At 60.7% G+C, this 21,482-nt stretch carries 18 protein-coding genes; 4 read left to right on the forward strand and 14 right to left on the reverse strand.

Features of this window, described 5'->3' with window-relative positions; translation table 11 throughout:
• Window positions 1-31 precede the first annotated feature (31 nt).
• Both FYK55_RS01210 and FYK55_RS01215 read left to right on the forward strand, forming a co-directional pair.
• Window positions 32-913, forward strand: coding sequence for an ATP-grasp domain-containing protein (locus FYK55_RS01210; RefSeq protein ID WP_150074173.1), 882 nt, complete (start codon window positions 32-34; stop codon window positions 911-913).
• Window positions 914-1,163: 250 nt separating this feature from the next.
• On the forward strand, window positions 1,164-1,733 hold the full coding sequence (locus FYK55_RS01215) for an ECF-type sigma factor (RefSeq protein WP_150074174.1): 570 nt from the start codon (window positions 1,164-1,166) through the stop codon (window positions 1,731-1,733).
• A gap of 33 nt (window positions 1,734-1,766) precedes the next feature.
• Here FYK55_RS01215 and FYK55_RS01220 read toward each other — a convergent pair whose 3' ends face one another.
• Window positions 1,767-3,311 (reverse strand): sulfatase family protein, encoded by a 1,545-nt coding sequence (locus FYK55_RS01220; protein ID WP_150074175.1) that lies wholly within the window; start codon window positions 3,309-3,311, stop codon window positions 1,767-1,769.
• 63 nt (window positions 3,312-3,374) lie between these two features.
• Entirely contained in the window at window positions 3,375-4,565 is a 1,191-nt protein-coding gene (locus FYK55_RS01225; protein WP_161604240.1) for an FG-GAP repeat domain-containing protein, read from the reverse strand.
• Window positions 4,566-4,841: 276 nt separating this feature from the next.
• On the opposite strand from FYK55_RS01225, the gene FYK55_RS01230 reads away from it, so the two are divergent.
• Window positions 4,842-5,630: a hypothetical protein gene (locus FYK55_RS01230; RefSeq protein ID WP_150074177.1), complete on the forward strand. Its 789-nt coding sequence runs from the start codon at window positions 4,842-4,844 to the stop codon at window positions 5,628-5,630.
• A 292-nt stretch (window positions 5,631-5,922) separates the two neighbouring features.
• Here FYK55_RS01230 and FYK55_RS01235 read toward each other — a convergent pair whose 3' ends face one another.
• The gene (locus FYK55_RS01235) at window positions 5,923-7,185 is read right to left on the reverse strand and encodes a DUF1559 domain-containing protein (RefSeq protein WP_150074178.1); all 1,263 of its coding nucleotides are present in this window, start codon (window positions 7,183-7,185) and stop codon (window positions 5,923-5,925) included.
• Window positions 7,186-7,382: 197 nt separating this feature from the next.
• Complete coding sequence (locus tag FYK55_RS01240) at window positions 7,383-7,565, reverse strand: hypothetical protein (RefSeq protein ID WP_150074179.1); 183 nt, start codon at window positions 7,563-7,565, stop codon at window positions 7,383-7,385.
• A gap of 652 nt (window positions 7,566-8,217) precedes the next feature.
• Between FYK55_RS01240 and FYK55_RS01245 the strand changes: the two genes are divergently transcribed.
• Complete coding sequence (locus FYK55_RS01245) at window positions 8,218-9,678, forward strand: protein kinase domain-containing protein (protein WP_161604241.1); 1,461 nt, start codon at window positions 8,218-8,220, stop codon at window positions 9,676-9,678.
• Window positions 9,679-9,718: 40 nt separating this feature from the next.
• Here the strand turns inward: FYK55_RS01245 and FYK55_RS01250 are convergent, their stop codons facing one another.
• From FYK55_RS01250 to FYK55_RS01295, 10 genes are all read right to left on the reverse strand, one after another.
• Window positions 9,719-10,027 (reverse strand): hypothetical protein, encoded by a 309-nt coding sequence (locus FYK55_RS01250; RefSeq protein WP_150074181.1) that lies wholly within the window; start codon window positions 10,025-10,027, stop codon window positions 9,719-9,721.
• A 213-nt stretch (window positions 10,028-10,240) separates the two neighbouring features.
• A complete protein-coding gene (locus FYK55_RS01255; protein WP_150074182.1) occupies window positions 10,241-11,983 on the reverse strand; it encodes a glutaredoxin family protein in 1,743 nt (580 codons plus the stop codon).
• Between the two features lie 45 nt (window positions 11,984-12,028).
• Complete coding sequence (locus tag FYK55_RS01260) at window positions 12,029-12,637, reverse strand: hypothetical protein (protein ID WP_150074183.1); 609 nt, start codon at window positions 12,635-12,637, stop codon at window positions 12,029-12,031.
• A complete protein-coding gene (locus FYK55_RS01265) occupies window positions 12,634-13,929 on the reverse strand; it encodes a Ni/Fe hydrogenase subunit alpha (RefSeq protein WP_150074184.1) in 1,296 nt (431 codons plus the stop codon). Before FYK55_RS01265 ends, FYK55_RS01260 begins: the two co-directional genes overlap by 4 nt.
• A complete protein-coding gene (locus tag FYK55_RS01270; RefSeq protein ID WP_150074185.1) occupies window positions 13,926-14,741 on the reverse strand; it encodes an NADH-quinone oxidoreductase subunit B family protein in 816 nt (271 codons plus the stop codon). The genes FYK55_RS01265 and FYK55_RS01270 overlap by 4 nt, the downstream gene beginning before the upstream one ends.
• A complete protein-coding gene (locus tag FYK55_RS01275) occupies window positions 14,738-15,610 on the reverse strand; it encodes an FAD/NAD(P)-binding protein (RefSeq protein WP_235908329.1) in 873 nt (290 codons plus the stop codon). The genes FYK55_RS01270 and FYK55_RS01275 overlap by 4 nt, the downstream gene beginning before the upstream one ends.
• Window positions 15,611-15,880: 270 nt before the next feature.
• Window positions 15,881-17,092 carry an efflux RND transporter periplasmic adaptor subunit gene (locus FYK55_RS01280; RefSeq protein ID WP_150074186.1) on the reverse strand — a complete coding sequence of 404 codons (1,212 nt, stop codon included), beginning with the start codon at window positions 17,090-17,092 and terminating at the stop codon, window positions 15,881-15,883.
• On the reverse strand, window positions 17,089-19,446 hold the full coding sequence (locus tag FYK55_RS01285; RefSeq protein WP_150074187.1) for an ABC transporter permease: 2,358 nt from the start codon (window positions 19,444-19,446) through the stop codon (window positions 17,089-17,091). The genes FYK55_RS01280 and FYK55_RS01285 overlap by 4 nt, the downstream gene beginning before the upstream one ends.
• On the reverse strand, window positions 19,443-20,177 hold the full coding sequence (locus tag FYK55_RS01290) for an ABC transporter ATP-binding protein (protein ID WP_150074188.1): 735 nt from the start codon (window positions 20,175-20,177) through the stop codon (window positions 19,443-19,445). Before FYK55_RS01290 ends, FYK55_RS01285 begins: the two co-directional genes overlap by 4 nt.
• 270 nt (window positions 20,178-20,447) lie before the next feature.
• Window positions 20,448-21,104, reverse strand: a complete 657-nt coding sequence (locus FYK55_RS01295) for a dienelactone hydrolase family protein (protein ID WP_150074189.1) — start codon at window positions 21,102-21,104, stop codon at window positions 20,448-20,450.
• Between the last annotated feature and the right edge of the window lie 378 nt (window positions 21,105-21,482).

Genomic DNA, 21,482 nt, shown 5'->3' on the forward strand with positions numbered 1-21,482 from the left:
GTGTGTCGACCCCGAAACAGGATTCAGCTTGATGACGGATGTGGCAACCGAATTACTGATCGTGGGCGGCGAGTCGGATCCGAACACGCAGCGGATCGTGGACCAGGCGCACCTGCGCGGCAAGGACTATGTGTTCTGGGACACCGACCGACCGGACGCCAGGCAAATCGCGTGGGACTTCCAGTCACCGGTCATCGATTTGGGGGGCGATTCGATTCGCCCCCAATCCGTTTTCTTGCGGTACAACGTTTTCCAGGGAGACCCGGCGCAGAACCACGCCGCGTTCGACGCCGTCGAATCGTTCGCTTTGGCGTGGCCGGAGATCCGCTTGCTCAATCGCGCCGTCGCGGGCGATTCCAACAACAAGTCTCGCAACCTGCGTCGGGCAAAAGATTGCGGCTTTCGAATTCCCGAATCGTTGGTGCTGGGCGACCTGTCACCGTTGGCGACCGTCCCCGATCCCCACCAAAGGATCATCAAACCGCTGGCCGGCGGCGACCACACGCTGGTGATCGGCGAGATGGATCGCACGCCGGAGCGGCTGGCCGCGTTGGTCCCGCAGTTCGTGCAGGAGAAACTGGCCGGCGAGAATCTGCGTGTGTTTTCCATCGGAGGCGAACTGTTTGCCTTTCATCTTTCGACGACGGCAATCGACTATCGCACCGATCAGAATGTCCAGGTCTTCGCAATGGAGGTTCCGGGCGACGTCATCGACAGTGAATTGACCGAGCGGATCGGACAGCTGGTGGGAACCATCGGATTCGACTACTGCGCGCTGGACTTTCGTTGTCAGCATGATTTTGAGACTCCGGTGTTCCTGGAGATCAACTCGTTTCCGATGTTCGTGGCGTTTGATGATGCGGCAGAGAATCGTCTGGCCGACGCGATGTTGAGGGTGCTGACCGGTCCTTAGCTGGACAGCGCCACTTTGGGTGAGCCGCGTGACGCTAGCCGCGGGTTTTCTCGCCTCAACCGGCGGCCAGCGCCGTGCCGCTCATCGCACTGCAAATCACGGTATTCTTGATTGAAAGTGGTGCTGTCCAGTTAGAACCGGCACATTTTGCGAATCATCGCACTTCGCCGAGGTTTGCGACCGACATTCGGAGTAGACTGCCGTTCAGGCGAGACGCCGGCAGGGACTCCACTTTGAAAGGTCGCCTCAGATGAATCAGCCCGAGCAAGATGTCTCGATGATGCTGCGCGAATTGAGCCGGGGAAACGACTCGGTCAAGGAGCGGTTGTTTCAGCAACTCCAGCAGGAGCTGCGCCAGATGGCGTCCGCTCTGATGCGTCGCGAACGCGCCGACCACACGCTGCAAGCCACCGCCCTGGTCAACGAAGCCTGCATCCGCTTGTTGGACTCCGACGCAATCGGCAACGCGACCGATCGTCGTTACTTTTTCGCAGCAGCGAACCGTGCGATGCGGCAGATTCTGGTTGACCATGCCCGGCGACGTAACACCGGTAAACGCGGCGGCGACTACGAACGTGGTTCTTTGGACGTGGTGCTGGAGAATTTCGAAGCCAGCAACGGGTGCAAATTCGTCGATCTGGAAGCGTCTTTGGAGGCGTTGGAAAAAGACTCGCCGCGGCAACGCGAGGTGGTTGAGCTGCGTTTCTTTTCCGGCCTGTCGATCCCCGAAACGGCCGAGGTTCTGGGCGTCAGCGAAGGCACCGTCGAGCGTGACTGGCGTCTGGCACGCGCGAAGTTGTACCAACAACTTCGCGATTGACTTTCTCGGTCGGATCCGGGCGGGCAGCCTCGGTCAACGCTTGCGGCGAGGTTTGGCCACGGGTTTGATCATCACCACGTCGACGTCATTTGTCGCCGCTTCCCCGGGCGTGGTGCGTCCCCGATCGATGGCGTCGCGCATCATCCCCATCATTTTTTCGACTCGCTCCGGGTGCTGGTCGACCAGGTTCTGCTGCTCGCCGGGATCCTGCGCCAGATCGTACAGTTGGTAACGCGGTAATCCGGACAGGTCGTCGCGTCCCGGCCGCGGGCTGCTCCAGCCGCCTGACCCGGGGCACAGACACAGCTTCCAATTCCCGTCGCGGATCGCGAATTGACCGCCGATCGATTGAGAAACGATCGAATCGCGTGCCGACTTGCTGGCGCGACCTTGCAGGGTGGGAAGAAACGAAACGCTGTCTTCGGCGGCATCGTCGGGAATGTCCGCTCCGGTGATTTCCGCCGCCGTTGCAAGGAAGTCGATCTGGCCGACCAGGTGGTCGGTGCGTGTTCCCGGTTGCACGGTGCCGGGCCAACGGACCAAAAACGGAACGCGGTGTCCGCCGTCGAAGATGTCCGCCTTGTGCCCCCGAAAGATGTAATTCTGGTCGTGACCGGCGGCTTCCAGTTCATCAATCTTGGCCGCCGGAGAACAGCCGTTGTCGGTCGTGAACAGCACCAGCGTGTCGTCGGCAATGCCGTTCTTGTCGAGTGCTTCCAGAACCTGGCCGACGGTCCAATCCACCTGCATCGTGAAGTCACCGTAAGCGTTCACCTGACTCTTGCCTTGCCAATCTTTTGTCGGCACGATCGGAGTGTGCGGAGCGTTCAGGGGAAAGTAGACGAAGAAGGGTTGGTCACCGCCGGCATGCTCGTCGATGAACTTGACCGTTTCTTCGGTCAACGTCGGCAGCACGTCCACCGCTTCGAAGCTTTCCGCCGCGGGGCCCTTGCGGATGAACGTTTTCTCCACCGTCGGGACTTCGGTCGGCCGCCCGTTGCGCACGAACACGTACGGCGGCATATCCAGCGAAGCGCTGATGCCGAAGAAGTAATCAAAACCGACGGTGTTAGGACCGTTCTGGATGTCAGCCTGGTAGTCGACATCCCAACCCTGCGCGTAGCTGCTGGCAAAGTTGCCTTTGTCGTCCGCTGTGCCGCCGTCTTTCAGCGGCCAATTCCAACCCAGATGCCACTTTCCGATGCAAGCGGTCGCGTAGCCTTGCTGCTGCAGCATCGAGGCCACGGTCATGCGATCGGGCGCGATCAAAGGTTGGGAGAATCCGCCCAGCACGCCACGTTGCAAGCGTGTCCGCCAATGATAACGGCCGGTCAGAACGGAGTAACGCGTCGGCGTGCAGACCGAGGAAGACGAATGGCCATCCTCAAAGATCATTCCTTCCTTTGCGATGCGGTCGATGTTGGGTGTCGGGATCTTGGATTCCGGATTCAGCGCGCCGACGTCCCCAAATCCCTGGTCGTCGGCCAGGATGAAAACCATGTTGGGTCGCGCCGCATCGGCCCAGGGAGACAACAGCAATGAGAACGCGGCCAGTCGCAGCAACGGTGTAAATTTCATCGGTCGAAAAAGAGGGGATTGGGAGGGAGGGAAAGGCAAACGGTTGCATTCAGATCGCGCGGGTTACTGTCCGCCCTGGGCGGACGCCGGGTCGGTGGTGTTGAAGAAGATCACCAGGTTCTTGGTTTGACGAGCCGCCGCGACGATGTCAATTCTTCCGTCGCCGTTCAGGTCCCCCACCTTGATATCCTCCACCGCAACCTGTTCCCCGGAAATCCGAGTCTCAGCCCACTCGGTGCCGGAATCATTCAACGGGCTGAACAGTTTAATCCCGGGGACCCCGGGAGTGTTCATTGCGCGCCACCCCACCAGGACCTGGTCGGATCCGACTCCCAAAAAGTCCGCGCACGCGAGCGCGTGTCCGTCTTTCAGCGATTCGTCCAGGACCTTCAACGAAGGCCAAAGCTGGTCGGGCGAATCCGGTTGCGTGTAGACCGCACAGGTCGCACCGTGTTTGGGTTCGACCGCGGCGATGAATCGCTTGCCGCCGGGCAGGCGGCCGTCACGGATCTCGCCGGCAAACTTGTCGGTCAGTTGTTGCGATTGCCACGTGTCGCCCTGGCGGTCGAAATGCCAAACGCCCTCCTTGGCCGCGATGATCATTTCTTCCTCATCGTCCTGGTCCCAGTTGACCAGATGAAAGTTGTGCGACAGGTGCAGGAAGTCGCAGACAACGCGGTAGTCCCAAGGTTCGGTCGGATCGGTCGGCGGGAAGTACTCCAACACATGCAGTCCGGGGCCGTTGCCGTCCACGCTGCCGCGTCCTCGCAGCGGTTTGACGACCAACCGGTACTGTTCGCCCGGGGCACGAATCCAGTGCATGCGATGCACGCTGGGTTCGTTGTGCAATCGGACCGGTTTCCATGGCTGCGTTCGGTCCTCCGGCGGAATCAGGTAAAATACCGCGCCGTCTTTAACGCTTTCGTTGTAATTCCATTGTCCGCCGACGGCGATCTCACACTTGCCGTCGCCGTCGATGTCTCTGGCGGCAACGCAGACGTTGTCGCGCTTGGTCAGGTCTCGGGCGATCACGTGCTTGGTCCAGGTCGGGTTTTCGTACCACTGGACGGTGTGCTGATCGGCCAGCACGATGTCGGTCTTGCCATCGCCGTTGACGTCATCCAACGCCAGCCCGTATCCGATATCGATGCGATCGATTTGCACCGCATCCCAGGAAAACTCCGGGACAGTTTCAGCCCAAGTCGCCGGTGCCGGAAGTGCGATCGCAAGCAGGTAGCAAAGCTTTTTCCACATGACTCGTTCCAGGGGGAATGGGTGCCGGTCGGACGCGTTGATGACGCCAGGGACAGGTTCTGGGCAGCGGACGCGGGGATTGTGGTGGGAGGGGCGGGCGTCGAAGCGGTGCCAACGATGTGGTGATCGGGCCATCGTCGATGCGGTGGAGCATCGTGACGGGCATCTCGCTGCGAAGGAGAGCATTCTATCATGGGCTCTCCCACCGTGGGCTGACAGCATCGCGGACCACCGATCCGCTAAGATGGATCGCCCTCTTCACCAACGAGATCGATCATGGCGGCAAAGACCTGGGAAAGTGATTTTCGCTATCCGGCCATGCAGGCATCGGTGCGCAAGTTCCGCGACGACTTTCCGGACGACCTGTTTGCGACCGAGGAGTCCTTTTGTGTTCCCGTCGGTGATCGACCGGTACGAGGCTGGACTCCGGGCAAGACCATGCTGGTTGCCCTCGTGCTGGGGTTTGCCCTGCTGGGAGGTGGTGTTGCGATCCTTTCGTTCGTCGACGAGGAAGCCGACGACATCAGTGCCACCTTGTTGACCCTGTTGGCCGTGACCAGTTCGCTCTCGGGAATCGCGATGTTTTTTCTGCCACTGCTGCTCGACCGCTACCTGGTGGCCTGGTGCATCGGTTGGCGCGGCAAAGAATTGTTGGACCAGCCCGATGGCGACGTGTTCGCCGCGGAGGTTTCCGACACCGACCGCACCAGAATGAAGATTCAGATCGACGGCGACGACTACGTTCTGGTTCGCATGGATGAAACTCAGGGACGCCTTTGGATCGAAGGCGTCTCGGCGCGCTACCAGGTGCAGCGGCGGGACGTGCTGGCCATCGAACCGTTCCAGTTCATGAATTACCTGGGAGCGGAGTTGGAGTATCGCATCGACGACGAAACATCGCTGCGGATCGCGATCGCCCGCGTCTCCATGTTGTGGGAAGTCACCAACCAACTTCCGTTTCTGGCCTTTCTGAGAAAAAGAATTCCCAACCGACCGCTGCGATACTTGCAAACCTGGTGGACCGGTGTCGAAGAAGCCGAACTGGTTGTCGACGGGGCGTCTTGACCGTTCACGCGTCCGACAGGGTTTGGGCAGGCGGCGCCCGGGGTTTAACTCAAGGCACCGAATTGGACCACGCCGCTTTGCGTGAGCCGCGTGCCGCTAGCCGCGGGTCCACTCGCATCCACCGGCGGCTAGCGCTTTGCCGCTGATTGCACTGCAAATCACGGTGTTCATGGATTGAAAATGACTCTGTCCAGCGAAGCTGCGACGCTGCGCTGTAGCCACGCTCGCCAGAGCGTGGCTACAGCGACCGATCAACATCTGGCAACGGCCGCGATGTGGCGACCGCGCACCACTAAAGTTGCTCGTCGATGATCTCGTTGCTGGCGCGGGTTCCCAAAGCACCCCACAAACCGAACGGACTGGCTGATCCGGGAACCGTAGAGAGGGTCGGATCGGCGGCACTGCCGGCCAAACGCACCGTGGCGTGATTGCTGTTGCCCGCTTCGATCGAATCGGTGATGAACTTCACCGCACCGTCCCCAAACAGGATGTGCACGCCACCCTGGTGACGGCTGGAGGTCGTGTAGACGCCTTCGGCCGAAAGGTCACCGTTCTGGTGTGAGCTGCACTGCTTGTTCGGCGGCAGGATGGCGTGGAATCCGGTGTAGCAGGCCCGGCCACTGGCAAACTTGTAGCCGCGACGGTTGTCCGCGCGCGCCGAAGCTTCGGGAGTTCCCGGCAGCCAGTAGCGCGGTCGTTCCGGGTCAATCATGGACGCGGCGAAGTTCGGGTTCGTCCGCAGGTTGCCTCCACTGCGGGCGATGTAGGTGCTGATGTCTCGGTCGCCCAAATCGGTTTTGATCTCGCCCATCATGACGGTGTTGGAAAGGCCGTCCAGGACGTCACGGAATTTCACGAACTTGCGCGGGACGAAAAAGCCGCGGCAGGAGGCTGCCGTCCGATTCGAACGCGCCGTGTTGATGACACCGGCCAGGTTGGCGGGACCGGCGTGCGTTTGCCGAACGGCATCCCCCAGGCAGAACGCGTAATTGGTTCGGGCACTCGCCGGCAGCCCGCTGCCGGGATCACTCGGGCAACGCAGCGTGGGGATCTCGGTCAGCCAAGGGTCGTACTGGTTGGCCGCGTGGTTCGCCAGAATCATGTTCGCGTCCGGACCCATGGAGGCGAAGTACGTTCCCGAATTGGATCCCGTTGTGACTTCGAACACGTTGCTGATCTGTTCCCACAGACCTTGCTGTTCCATGTACTGGAGCATCCCGGGGAAGGCACTCAATTCATTGCGATTGCTTCCACCGGCGCTCTGCGGGGTTGCCCCGGGGGTTCGGTGAATGCCGTTGACGTATTGGTAAGTGCCGCCCATCTGCTTGGGCAACTGTTTGAAGGCCGAATGGTAGTTGTGCAGCGCCAAGCCGAGTTGCTTGAAGTTGTTGCTGCAACTCATGCGTCGCGCAGCTTCACGGGCCGCTTGGACCGCTGGCAATAGCAGTCCCACCAAAATGCCAATGATGGCGATGACGACCAACAGTTCCACCAGGGTGAAACCCGCACGCCGAATCCGCCGACGTTGGAACAAATAGGAAGAAGGTGAAGGCATGATCGATTCTCCGGATCCAGAACGAGCAAGAAATCGCGTCAATGAAACGCTTCGCAAAAAAACGCCGTGCGTATGAACGCCAATCGCAATCGTCGAAAACAGCAATGGATTTCGACCGCTGCGATCCGCGTTTCAGAAAGTACCATTCGCGAACGTTGTTACCATCGACCGCATCGATCACAACGTTCGCCGTGATGTCATTCATCCAGGTCCGCCGGATCAACCGGTTCGCCTTCTTCCTCCTTGGCGAGCTCGGGGTTTTCTTTCAGGTATTCGCTCAACTCATCCCCGCTGGTCGTGGTGGTCTCGGTCGAATCACCGCAACCGATGATGGCGGCCAGGCTGACCGACGCCGCGCACAGCATTAGCGTTCTTGGCATTAGCGTTCTTGCAATAGCTTTCATTGTCTGTGTCTGTCCTTGCGTCCGAAGATGTGGTCCGCCCTGAAACGCCAAGCGGTCCTGGTTGAAGCATAACAACTTGGACACCGCAAACGTCGTCTGCGCGAGGAAACAATCTTGTTTCGGTTCGTTGTGAGTGACTTCCCCGCCGCGGTCCGGCGAACGAACGGACGACGTGTCGACGAAGAATTTTGACGTCGGGAAGATTTTCTTCGCGTGGAAATGTCGCCGGCCTCGACTGATGAAACGGCGTCGCCAGTTGGTCTTGAGGCAGGTAAGGCGCAGATGTCTACCCAACCGAAACGGGAAGGTTGTTTTGAATCACCACAGAAAACAGGGATCGCAGAGACCCAGTGAAAGACCCGGGGTTCGCCGTTTCGGACAGGTTCGTCTGGGGCAGATTTGCCCGAGGACGCACTCGGATAAAAAATGGTCGTTTTGGCGTGACTTGCTGGAAGGTGAAGCGAACAGTTTGATAAAATTCGGGGTGGGGTCATCCGAATCACCCGATCGAAACGACTTCGACGATGCGCTGCTTCGACCTCCGCCAGATCCGTCGTTCTATTTCCGCCGGATCGTTGCACCGGCGGGCGTTCAGTGCGTGGCGTTGCGGAGTCAAGGAGGCGCGGCCATGAGCGATCCGGCGCCAAACGAGGAACGAAAACGACGAATCCGAGCAAAGTTTGCCAAGCGTCGCGGGCCGGGATCGACTCCGGGCGAAATTCCCGGGGGCGATTTTCACGGCGAAGATTCTTGGTCCGGTGAACGCACGACGGTGCTGCTGGGCGGAAGTTCCGACACCGAGGACATGGAGTTCCTTGACGAGCGGCAACCCGTGGCGTTGCAAGCGACCTCTCACTACGAGGTGATCGAAAAAATCGCGCGGGGCGGAATGGGCATCGTCTATCGCGCCCGCGACCGAGAACTGAATCGTGATGTGGCGGTGAAGGTGTTGCGGCCCGAGTTGGTCGGCAACGAGAACCTGGCACGACGGTTCACCAATGAAGCCCGGGTGATGAGTTTTCTTCAGCATCCCGCGATCCCGCCGATTTACCAATGCGGTGTGTGTTGTGATGGTCGCCCGTACCACGTCATGAAATTGGTGATGGGAGAAACGCTGAGTGATCGGCTCGCCACCTCTCAAGGCCCTGGGACTCGGCTGGGATCCGTGCTGAATGTGTTTGCCGTCGTCTGCCAAACGCTCGCCTACACGCATTCCCACGGTGTTCTGCATTTGGACATCAAGCCCAGCAATGTGATGGTGGGCGAATTCGGTGAAATCCATCTGATGGATTGGGGACTCGCGCGCGTGGTCGACGGCAACCGAAAGGCGTCAAATCCGTCCCATGACCCAGCCAGTGTGGAATCTGCCGAATCGACCGATTCAGAATCCTTGGTGCTTCACGCGCCGAGCTACTCCACCATCCGCGGGACGCCGGCATACATGTCACCTGAACAGGCGAAGGCGTTGCCGGTCGACACTCGCACGGATGTGTTTGGACTCGGTGCGACGCTGTGCAAAATCTTGACGGGCTTTCCGCCCTACACGGGAAAGAACCTCCAGCAGGTTTTTTCTCGCGCCGGGCGGGCGAAACTGGATCAAGCCATGCAGAGGCTGGATCGTTGCATCGCGGAGCCGTCATTGGTTCGGTTGGCGAAACACTGCCTGGCTCCGAACCCGAACGATCGACCCACCGACGCGAGCGAAGTTGCAAGTGAGATGTCCGATTATCATGAATCGGCGCTGGAGCAGTTGGAAAGCGACATGGACCGGTTCTTCGAGTTGTCACTGGACTTGTTTTGCATCGCCGGCTTCGATGGTGTCTTCAAACGGATCAATTCGAATTTTCCCCGCGTGCTTGGCTACACGGAACACGACCTGATCTCGCGGCCCTTCATCGACTTTGTCCATCAGGATGACCGAGCAAAGACGATGGCGGTGATGGCCGTGCTTTTGGACGGCAAGCCGGTGGTGCGGTTTCGCAACCGTTATTGGACGGCCAACGGACACTGCAAGACACTGGAGTGGACGGCAAAGGCGATTTTGGACGAACAGATCATCTTTGCCGTCGCTCGGGACGTGACCGAGTGACGCGTCCCGCGTGACGGAACTTTGACCGGCGCGGATGGTCTCAGGCGTGTGAGTGACTGAATGGCGGTGGGTCGCTGGCCGGGAAACTTTCGTCTCCCACTTCGTCGACCAACGCGTCGTCGTGCGACGCGTCGTGCTCGACCCGCGATTCACGCCAGCGGTTTGCCAGCGCCGCGGACTCACGCACACGTTCCAGGTACGCGTCGTACCGTTCTGGCACTGGAAGCTGTGCGAATTCTTCGGCATCACGGAGTCGCCCCGCTTGGTCGCCGCCGTCATCCATGCTGGCGGTTTGCCTGACCTTCTCCACCAACTCGTTCCATTGTGCTTCTAAGAATGGATCGTTCATCGATGTATCGCTCCTCTGCAAAATCGGTTTTCTGGCGGGCGCGTCGCGGACGACCATGGGACATGCCTTTGCGACGGAAACCGCCGAATTGAGCCTTCGGATCAATCGAAGGGATGCAAATCCGATGCCGAAGTCGCCTTCGTGACTTGGTTTGTCAACAGCCCGCGGCGGCACGGTAGAACTGCTGCTGCCGCCCACCGGTTGTCCTGCGGCTCAGCTTCCAAATTGCAGCCACGACGGGCGCAGCAACATCACCCCGCCCAACGCAAGAATCACCACCCCGCTGATCAGCTTCAACCATCGTCCCTCCCGCTCCTGCAGTTTGCGATGGGACATGGTGATGATCACCGCACCGACCAGCAGTGTGTCATCGAACATGTAGGCGGCGATGTACAAAGCCAGATACAGATAGGTTTGCCAGGTCGGCAATTCCTGGACGGTCAGGATTTGGGTGTACAGCGCGGGCAGCCCGGCGGTGCACAACAGTTCGATCAGATTGACGACGATCGCCAGCGCCACCGCGCCACTGAGGGCCACTGTGACGTACTTGGCATTGACGATGGATCGGACGCGTCGGTACAGCCCCGGTTTTTTGGATTCGGGAATCGAAAGAGAGATCCCCTTTTTGAACGCGAAGAAGTCTTTGACGTTGACCGCTCCAATAAAAACCGCCAGCAATCCCAACGCGATTTGCACGGGGCGGATGATCCCGACCAACAGGAAAAGGTTCAGCCAAGCGGCCATGAAGGCAAAGTAGGCGAGCCCGCTGACGAACACGAACGTGCCGGCGATCAACAAGATCTTCTTGCGATCCTGGACGTTGACCAGAACGGAAAGCAGAAACACCAGCACCCACATCGCACAAGGGTTGAATCCGTCGACCAGCCCGACCGCCAGCGTGAACAGGGGCAGGCCCAACTTGCTGACTCGCAATCGGCCCAGCAACGGAACGTCGACGGCATCCAGGTCGCGACTTGATGGCACCGCGATCGGTGGAGCCCTGCCCAATCCGATTTCCGCGTCCTCGGCCTCCTCGGGCAACTCGAACTCGTCCCACGACGCGGAGTCGTCCGAGGCCGGTGCTTCCGACGGCGCGACCTGTTGCCCATCATCGTCACCTTGGGTGTCCTGCGGTGCCCAGGCGGTCAGCACGATGACGGGCGATTGTTGACGCTTTCGGTTGGACTGGTCAGGTCGCCGGACCGCCGGCGTCGCGGTGTCATGCTCCGGCGACGGTTGCGGCGCAGCGGCGCCGGACACCTGCCGGATCAGCGATTCGAATTCGGCACCGCTCACCTCGTCGCTCTGGTATCCGATCAGCACGCGGCGAGCGAAATCGATCGTCGGCAGCCCCGGCACGGCGCCGGCACCGCGACACAAGGCTTGCCAGCGGGCTCCGGCCAAGGCGTCTTCGTCGACGTCGTGAATCTGAAACTGGATCGCCGGCCATCGCTTCTTCAATTGCGGCAGAAAGGCCTTCAACTTCTGACACCGACTGCACGTGGTTCGGGCGTAGATCGTCGCGGTGTACAGCTGTTCGATTTGCGGACCGCTGGTGGCCGGATCGACGAATCCGAAATACGTCCGGTCACAACAATGAAACGCCGGCAGGACCGGTTTGTCGCGGCCGGCCCGTTTGGCGATCCGGTACAGATCGGCGGTCCGCTCGCGTTCTTTCAGCAAGTCATGAACCCGGATCTCCAAACCGGGACGACGGTCGGCAAGCTGGTCCACGAACTGCTGAACCTGGGCGGCCGAATCGCGATCGCCGCGGACGTAGACGTCCATTCGGATGATTCCCGTCGATCCACCGCCTTCGCGAGGGCCGTCCGCATCCGATTGGATCTGGCCCGACGCAGCTGGACTCGGGGACTGGGCGACGGAGGTCGGAATGTCCAACCTGCTCAACGATAAGGATGCCAGCACGAGCAACGGGAACAATGCGGGACGTGACATGCCTGGTTCACCTTGAGAGAAATGTGGGAACAGTGGACGCGGCGATTACCGTTCGAGATCGATTCTGGAGTCGGGCATTTCGCCGTCGAAGTCTTCGGCACGCGTGACAGCACCGGCACGTGCGGAAGGCGGCACCGATTGCGGAGTGAGGTGCGAATTCGGATCGGCAAGAGGTCCTGCACCACGGATGGTTTGCTCCAGTTTTCGCGCGCAGGCGTCGACGGCCTCCGCGGTTCGCGCTGACATCAGCTGGATCGGCGAACACTGCTGGGCGGGCCCCAGCCAAAGCGTGACCGATTCGATCGGCTTGTCTAACGATTCGGCGGTTCCCAAGACCGTCCCCAAACTGAGGTCGTGGGTGCCTTTCGCCGGCAGGCATTCAATGGTCCGCCATTCCGTTGGGACCTTGCACCGCAATCGAAGGACTTGATCGATTGGACACCCGACGGCGGCGTCGATCAGATGCACTTGCGTCTGATCATTGATCCAGGAAATCACATCGATTGGATGCCGAAGTTTGACCAGCCGCACGTGAATTGATGGGAGTGCCCTCCGGCAGTGTGTCAACGCATCGACGACCGACCAACCAAATTGGTCGTCGCCGTGGGGCGATCCCAAACCGAGAACGGCGGTGATTCGGGAATGAGTATTCATCGCCGCTCCATCGTCAGTTTCAGAAAGTGGGTCGAGCAGCTGATGCAGGGGTCATAGCTTCGAATCAACTTTTCACATGACAAAGCGATTTGGTCATCGGGTTGGTCCAGCACCGCGGGCAGGAAGTGGGCCAGATCGGTTTCGATCTGACGCTGGTTTTGTGAAGTCGGTGGAACGATCTTGGCGCGACGAACCCGGCCGTCGTCGCTGATCTCATAGGCGTGGTAGAGTGTTCCGCGAGGTGCCTCGGTTGCGGCGCACCCCCGACCGGATCTGGCCGCATATCGACAGGACGCTTCGCCTTCGGCCCGATAGTCCTGGATCGATTCGATCGCCTCATCCAGGCAGTGGACGATTTCGACCAGTCGCGCGGCGATCGAAAGGAACCGGTTGTGGATCACCCGCTGGGGCAGCAACCGTTGAGCAATTTCCCGGGCCGGTTTACGCAGTCGGTCACGGTTCAAATTCAACCGCGACAACGGACCCAACAGGTAAGGCGTCTGTCGCTCCCGTCGCGTCGCATGCAGGGCCGTGCTGTGATGAACCTGCGTCTCTTCGAAATGATCTTCGAATTCGTCCACCTCGATGGCGGGGAACCGTGTCGACCCGATCAACCCGGCGTTCATCGGGTATTCATCCGGGTGCGTCAGGGCCACCCATTCACATTCGAATTCGCAGGCCGGGAATTCGAACTCCGCGATCCAGTCGGCGGCAGCAATGGCCGCCGATCGGGCTTCCCGCAGCTTGGGTAACAGCGCGGTCAGCTCGCCGGCCGCGGGCAGCCGGTGGAAACCGCCGATGCGGACGTTGACGGGATGGATCGCCCGCCCACCGAGCACCTCCAGCAACGCGTTGCCGGCCTGTTTGATTTGCAGGCCGTCGTTGACTTGTTGGGGGAATTGCCTGGCCAGCTCGATCCCGCTCGCGCACCCGAAAAAGTCCGCTGCGTGAAGCAGAAACACGTGCAGCGAGTGGCTTTCGATCCATTCACCGCAATACATCAATCGTCGCAGCCGACGGATCGTGGGCGTGATGGTGATTCCCAACGCGGCTTCCAACGCGTGCACCGACGACATCTGGTAGGCGACCGGGCAGATCCCGCAGATTCGTGCGGTCAGGTCCGGGACGTCTTCGATCGATCGTTCACGAAGGAACGCTTCAAAGAACCGCGGCGCTTCGTAGATCGACAGCCGCACGTCCTCCACTTCGTCGCCGTCCAGACGCACGTGCAGAGCTCCTTCGCCTTCGACGCGGGTCAATGCCCGCACCGTGATGATTCGTTCGCTGCTCATCGATCCCGGTGACTCGCAAGGTGTTCGCGCTCGATGCGATCGCTTTCGATCTGAAACAACTCCGCCGCGGCGTTGACGTGTCGCAACGATTCCATCACCCGGCGGGCCGGCACCCCGTTCTTCACGTAGTGTTCGGACAGCGATTTCCCGTTGGCTTGCCCGCAGGGTCCAAAGCAGCCGTAGCAGGCGCGCTCGAAGGCCGGGCAGATCGCCCCGCAACCGGCTTGCGTGATCGGACCCAAACACGGTTGGTCGCTGGCCACCGCGATGCAGACGGTCCCGCGGCGTTTGCATTCGACACACACGCTGTGCGTGGGAAGTCGCGGCTTGCGTCCCTGCAGGTAGCTCTTCAGAACTTCCAGCAACTGGTTTCGGTCGATCGGGCAACCACGCAGTTCAAAGTCCACGCGGACGTGATCGGCAATGGCCGTGCTGGTGGCCAACGTTTGGATGTAATCGGGATGCGCATAAACACAACTCAGGAATTCTTCGTGGTCCCCCCAGTTGCGCAGCGATTGAATGCCGCCCGAAGTCGCACAGGCTCCGATCGTGATCAGGATTCGAGACTGGCGGCGGATTTCGCGAATTCGTTCGATGTGCTCCGGGGTGGAAACGGAACCTTCCACGAGTGCCAGATCGAAAGGGCCCGGCCCGAACCGGCTGGACGCTTCCAGGAAGTGGACGATCTCCAGCCGGTCCGCCAGCGCCAGCAATTCGTCTTCGCAGTTCAACAACGAAAGTTGGCAGCCGTCACAGGACGCCAGTTTGAAAACCGCCAGTCGCTGTTTTTCTTTTTCTGGAAAATGATTCACAGGTCCACGACCTCCATCCAACGTTCGATCGACGGGTATCCCAAGACGGGCCCATCTTTGCAAATGAACCAGGGTCCCAGTTGGCAGTGTCCACAGGTTCCAACGGCGCAATTCATGTGTCGTTCCATCGAGATCCACAGTCGGCGTTTGGCCAGACCCCGTCCCAAGGCAGTCTGGATTGCGTACTGCATCATCACCTGAGGGCCACAGGTCATCAGCGTCGTCTCCTGGGGACGGGCGATGGGCAGCCGATCCAATAGCAGGGTCACCACGCCGATGTGGCCGTCCCAATTCCCGTCGGCGCGATCGACCGTCGCTTGGACATCGATGCCTGCCCTTCGCCAAGCTTCGAACTCGTCGCGATAAAGCATGTCGCCAGGCGACCTCGCCCCGATCAGCACGGAAACCTCTCCGAAGGCCTGGCGACGTCGGATCACTTCGTAGATGACCGGACGCAGCGGCGCCAGCCCGATTCCGCCGCCGACCAGGATCAGGTCGTTTCCCACGCAGGTATCGATCGGCCAAGCCGAACCAAACGCACCCCGCATCCCCAACGTGGCTCCGATGGGAAGCTCATTCAACGCACTGGTGACCGAGCCGACGTGACGCACGGTGTGAACCAGGCGGTCATTCCGAGCCGCGTCCCCACTGATCGAAATGGCTGCCTCGCCCACCCCCGGCAAGTACAGCATGTTGAACTGACCCGGGGACGCCGCATACGTCGATCGGTCCAGGTCCCGCAGAAACTGAAACTCGTAGCTGTTCACGTCGGACGTTTCCACGCGGATTCCCACCACGCGGATCGCCGCAGTTTTCCAAGGTTGGCCGGTGGGACGCATTGCCAGGTTGCCACGCACGAAGAATCGCAATCAAACGGTTTGTCGCGGTCCAATGCAGATCGCGTACCTTCCGCCGGCGGGCCGGAAAGCCGGCAGCGTCGGCGCGAAAACCTTGTCTGATGCGCCTCGGGTGAGCGAATGGTCGCGCTTGGCGGTGGGACCGCTTGGCACAGTCGGGCGATCGCCCTCGATCACCGGCCCATCGCCGGTGTGCGGCCGGGCTCTGTCAAGAAATGCCGACACCGGCTCCATCGAAGCTGGCCGCCGGAATGATCCGATCGGCCGGTTGTGGGTTGCCGTTCAGTCGTTGTCGATCACGACCTGGGTGCCCGACTCCAGCGATTCGTTGGGATGCAGGATCAACACGTCGTCGGGCTCGATGCCGCCCAGGATTTCTGTTTCCAGTCCGTCGGAGCGTCCGATCGTGACGTCGATCTGTCGGGCGACGCCATCGATGACGCGGAACGCGTGCCACTGTTCGCGCTGTCGATACAGCACGCCGGAGGGAACGACGGTGGTATCCGGCGACGTGGCATCCACCACAATCCTCGCTTCAATCCGAAAGCCGTCGCCCAGCGAGTCGCGTTGCTCCCAGGGCGCGACAAAATCCGCGATCACGTTGACCCGCTTCTCCTCCACGCCCAGCGCGGAGACTTTCAAGAAGGCCGACGGTTCCACATTGCGGACGACTGCCTCCAGCGTGGACTCGCCGCCCCAGTGTTCGATGTAGATCTTGTCGCCGGGGCAGACTTTGACGGCATCGGTCGAGAGCACGTCGATCACCAGCTCCAGGTCCTTGGGATCGCCGATCTCAAGAATTTCCGACGACGCGGTGATCACACCGGAGTCCTCGCGGAAGACGTTCAAGACTCGTCCGTCGATGGGCGCAATCAGCTGGAACAGGTTTTCATCGGTGGGGTCGAAGGCGGACCGGATGTACGACACCGCCGCTTCGGCCTGGTCGATTTCGTATTGCGCGACGCGGCGGGCGGATTCGGCGGAACGCAGATCGGCGATCGCCAGACGCAGACGGTTGTCCGTGGTGTCGTACTCTGACTGGGAAATCGCATTCTTGGCCAGCAGTTTTTTGGCACGCTCGGATTCTCGCTCGGCCAGGGCCAGAATTTCCTCGGCACGACCGACTGTTGCGTTCGCCTGGGCGTAGGCGGCTTCGGCGACGCGCACCCGGGCTTCCGCCTCGGCACGGGTGCGGGCGTCCAGCAACGTCGGATCGGCCGGCTCGATGCTCGCCAGCACCGTTTCGTCCTCAACGACGGGATCACCGGCATCCAATCCGACCCGCAACATCTTTCCCGCGACCGGGGCGGAAATGACGTACTTTTCGCGGATCCGCGTTTCGCCGTCATCGTTGACGGTGATCTCCAGCACGCCCCGTCGCGGCGTGACCGTTTGGACTTCGATCGGCTGCGGCCAAAAACCATACACCACCAGCCCAACCAGCAACGCCAGGACGATCAACCAGGGAAGTTTTCCGGTGAGACGCCGTATCATTCTTTCACTTTCAACACGGAAACAAGGTCAAGCGAATTGAGCATCCGGCGGACGTACAGGGCCGACAGGCTGGCTCCAGCCACGATGATGACGGTCGCGTAAGCATACGTCGATGGCTGGATGACCAGCGGGAATCGTTGGGTGTCGGTGTCCAGGGCCACCGTCGTCAGGTAGGCAAAGGCGTAGCCGATTGGCAGTCCGATCGGCAGCGAAAGCAGCGTGATCACCGCCAATTCGCTCAGCAGCACCATCGAAACCTCGCGTCGCCGAAACCCCATCACCCGCAGCGTCGCCAGGTCCCGCGCCCGCTCGGCCAGGATGATGATCGCGCAGTTGTACATCACGCCCAAAGCGATGCCGATCGAGAAGACCGCGTACACGACCCGCATGATCGACGTGCTTTCGGAGATTGCTTCGTCAAACGCCGCGCGCGCGGCGGACTGATCGGTGACTCCCGCGATCGTGGGTGTCTGTTTGACTTCTTCGTACAGCTGGTCCAACCGCGCCGGGTCCACGCTCAGGAACGCGCCCGAATACTGTTCGCCCTCTTGCAACAATTGATGCAGCTGTTGCCGGTTCAGGTAGGCCGCCGGCCCGGAAAAGTTGGGAAAGACCTTGGCAACCAACATTTCTTTGACAAACTGCCGGCGATCCAAGACTTCCACGGTGACCCGATCACCCGTCCGCACGTCCAACGTCTCGGCCAATTTTTCCGAAAGCGTCAGCCCCTCGCGGACCGGGAAGGTGACTTGTTTTTCCTGGTCGTCAAGAATCCGGTACAGCTGTGGGACTTCGTCCAGGCCCATCAAAGCAAGCCGTTCGGTGCGTCGCCCATGACGCAACTTTACCGGTGCCGAACGGTAGGGTTGGACCTGCGAAACTCCCGGCAAGTGCTGCATGTCGTGCACCGCGCTGGGCGAGAGCGTTTCGACGAAGGTCAAATTGACATCCTGGCGTTGCGACTTGTCGAACTGAAATGAAACCACGTAGTCGATGGTGTCTTCGAAGAAAGATCCCAATACCACGATTGCCACTCCCAACGCCATGCCCAGAACCGAGAGGGTGGTCGACAGCCGATTGGTTTCCAACCGACGAACGACCATCCGGGCCACGGGCGAGAGCCAACGTGACAGCCCGGTCCGCTCCGCCCACAGGCCATGATAGTCGCGTGGAGCCGGCGGGCGCATCGCGACGGCCGGTTGCAACGAAACCGCTTTGCGGATCGCTGCAAACGTTCCTGCGATCGCCGCAGCCGCCGCGCTGAGGATCGCAATCACCGCGTACCGCGTGGCGAATTCATAGTCGATCGTGGGGAAACGAAAGAACCGGATGTACGCATCAGTCAGCCACCATGACATCCGCATCCCGGCCAGACATCCGATCGCGGATCCGATGCCGACCAGCAACAGCACCATCTTGACGTAGTGCCAGCCAACTTCCGAAGGCCGATAGCCGAACGCCCGCAGCGTGGCGATCTGCTCGGTTTGTTGGTTGATCAGACGCGTGAACACGATGTTGAACAGGAACCCCGAAACGGCCAGGAAGATGGTGGGCATGACGAAGGCCATCGTTTTCATCTGCGACATCTCGTCGGCCACTCTCAGGTGCGATTCCTGATCCTCCCGGGCATAGGCACCCGTTCCGCCGAACGGCTTGGTCAATCGATCCAGCCGCGCGATCACCTCTTCGGTGTTGGCATGCGGCTGCAATTGAATGGAGACGTAATTGAATGCCCCCTCCATGTTGAACGCCGCTTCCATTTGCCGACGCGGCATCCAGGCGACGCCGTAGCGCCGGTTGTCGGTCAGCATCAAACCGGGTTGGACCACGTACACGTACTCCGGTGAGAGACCCACACCGACGATCCGCAAGGTCTGCTTGCGTCCGCCCATGATGCAGTCGATCGTGTCACCGGGAAGCAGTTGATGGGCTTCGGCGAACAACTCGCTCAGGATGACTTCGCTGCGGTCCGGATCGCGAGGAAAACTTCCACGCGTCAGGTACACCGCGTTCATCGGACTGGGGTCGTCGGTCTCGATGGAAACCAGACGACAGGAGGCCGGTTCGACCATGTCGTCGATGTCCAGCAGCACATCGCGGACGATCCGCGTCTGAGCCCGCTGGACGCCGGGAATCTCCGCGATCCGGTTGCCCAGCGACTGCGGCGCCCGAACCAGTCCCGCGAAGACGTCGGCAAAACGGTACTGTTGGTAGTAGCGGTTTCGTGTGTTTTCCACCGATCGGACGCTGCTGTTAGACATCACAAACAGGGCGATGCCGCAGGCCAGCAACAGGGGGATTGCCAGCCCCTGGCGCCACATCCGTTTGAGGTCGGCGATCAGCAGGCGGTTCACCAGACCAACTCCTTCGCCTGGACGCGGACGTCGTTCGTGTCGATGTTGGAGATCTGGCCGTCGGACAGGTGAATCACGCGATCGGCCATCGCGGCGATCGCGGCGTTGTGGGTGATCACGGCGGTCAGCGTGCCCAGCTCCTGGTTGATTCGCGAGATGGCTTCCAGCACCACGACGCCGGTCCGGACGTCCAGCGCGCCGGTCGGCTCATCGCAAAGCAACACGTCCGGACGCTTGCCGATCGCACGCGCGATCGCCACGCGTTGCTGTTCTCCGCCCGAAAGCTGTGCCGGGTAGTGGTCGCATCGTTCCCCCAGGCCGACCAAACGCAAGGCTTCGCGCGGGGCCAACGCGTTCTGGGCAATGTCGGCGACCAGTGCCACGTTCTCCAGCGCCGTCAGACTGGAGATCAGATTGTAAAACTGGAACACAAACCCCACGTGTTCGCGACGATACTCCGTCAGTTGGTCTTCATCGGCTCCGGTCAGTCGGTGATCGCGAAACACGACGGTGCCGCCGGTCGGCACATCCAGCCCACCCAGAATGTTCAACAAGGTGGATTTGCCGCTCCCCGAAGCTCCCAGAATGACGACAAACTCTCCGGCATAGAGTTCCAGGTCCACGCCGCGCAGAGCATGCACCTCGACCTCGCCCATCTGGTAAACCTTGGTGACCCCGGTGGCCCGGAACAAGACCTTCGTCCGTTTCTCGCCTCGCTTGGTCGTGGACATGAAGGCGTTTCAGAAATGGGAACGGATTGGGCCGGAAGGTCGCGTCTGCCGGGCCGCCGAACCGATTCGATTTGGCGGTGCGGATCACCTGCAGAGACACGTCAGACGCGTCGGATCATCCTCTTCGTAGCCGATTGTCCAGGAAAATCCAACCGCGGATCGAATTCCCCGTCATCTTCGCCGTCCACCGCCCGCTGACAGCCGCGAAGCGATCGCAGCGTTGCGGGGATTGGAACGCAAAACAAGTCGCCGACGAAACTCGTTTGCAACTCACTCCGCGGGCGCCGCCAAATGTTTCCGAAACCACTTGGACGCGATGTCGGCGACCGACTCCAGTTTGCCGGGCTCGGAAAACAGGTGCGTGGCGCCGGGGATGACTTCCAGTTTTGACGGGCAGGTCAGGGCATGCATCGCCGAGCGGTTGGACTGCAACACCAGCGTGTCGTTTTCGCCAACGACCAGCAAAGTCGGCGCTTGGATCTGGCCCAGCAACGGTTGAACCAGGTCGGTGCGACCGCCACGCGAAACGATCGCACCGATCCGCGAATTCGGCTCCGCGGCCACGGTGACGACCGCCGCCATGCCGGTGCTGGCGCCGAACAGTCCCAGCGGCAGATGTCGCAAGTCGTCTCGACTTTGGATCCAGCCCAGAACCATCTTCAAACGCTCGCCCAACAGCTTCGGGTTGAACGTGTTTGAACGGTCGGCCGCTTCGCCTTCGTGCAAAAAATCGAACAGGATCGTCGCGAACTGATCTTGCTGCAGCCGCCGCGCGACCGCCTGGTTCCGCGGGCTGAACCGCGTGCTGTCACTGCCATGGGCAAACACGACCAGCCCCTTCGCGTCGGCCGGAACGGTCAACACACCGGCTAGACGAAGTGGCTGAACCAGAAACGGTGACGACTGCAACGCATCGGTCGTAGGCATGGGCAACCCTCGGTAGGTCAAGTGTCCACGGGGCCGCTCGGCTCACTTCCGATTCGGTGGGCACGGCCTCGTTCAGGTATCGCCGGACATTTGCAAGCGATGTGCCGACAGCGGGACACGGCCGAATCCGCGATTGCACGACTCCTGATCGACGTGCCAATCTGCGCGCCTGTGCGGATTCGGGCATATTGGTGAGTGGTTTAGGACTTCGCCGGAGTGACAGTTCAATGACGCGGTACCCGCTGTCCGAGAAGCCCGGCATCCTGGCATCGGAGGCGACCGTCCCAGGACGAGGGCAAACGTTGTCGCAGATCGGTGAGGGATTCAACCGCTCGGGAAACGCCGTCCGGTGGCGCCGGTGGCCAAAAATGGCGGCTC

Source organism: Roseiconus nitratireducens (assembly GCF_008629675.1).
GTDB lineage: Bacteria > Planctomycetota > Planctomycetia > Pirellulales > Pirellulaceae > Stieleria > Stieleria nitratireducens.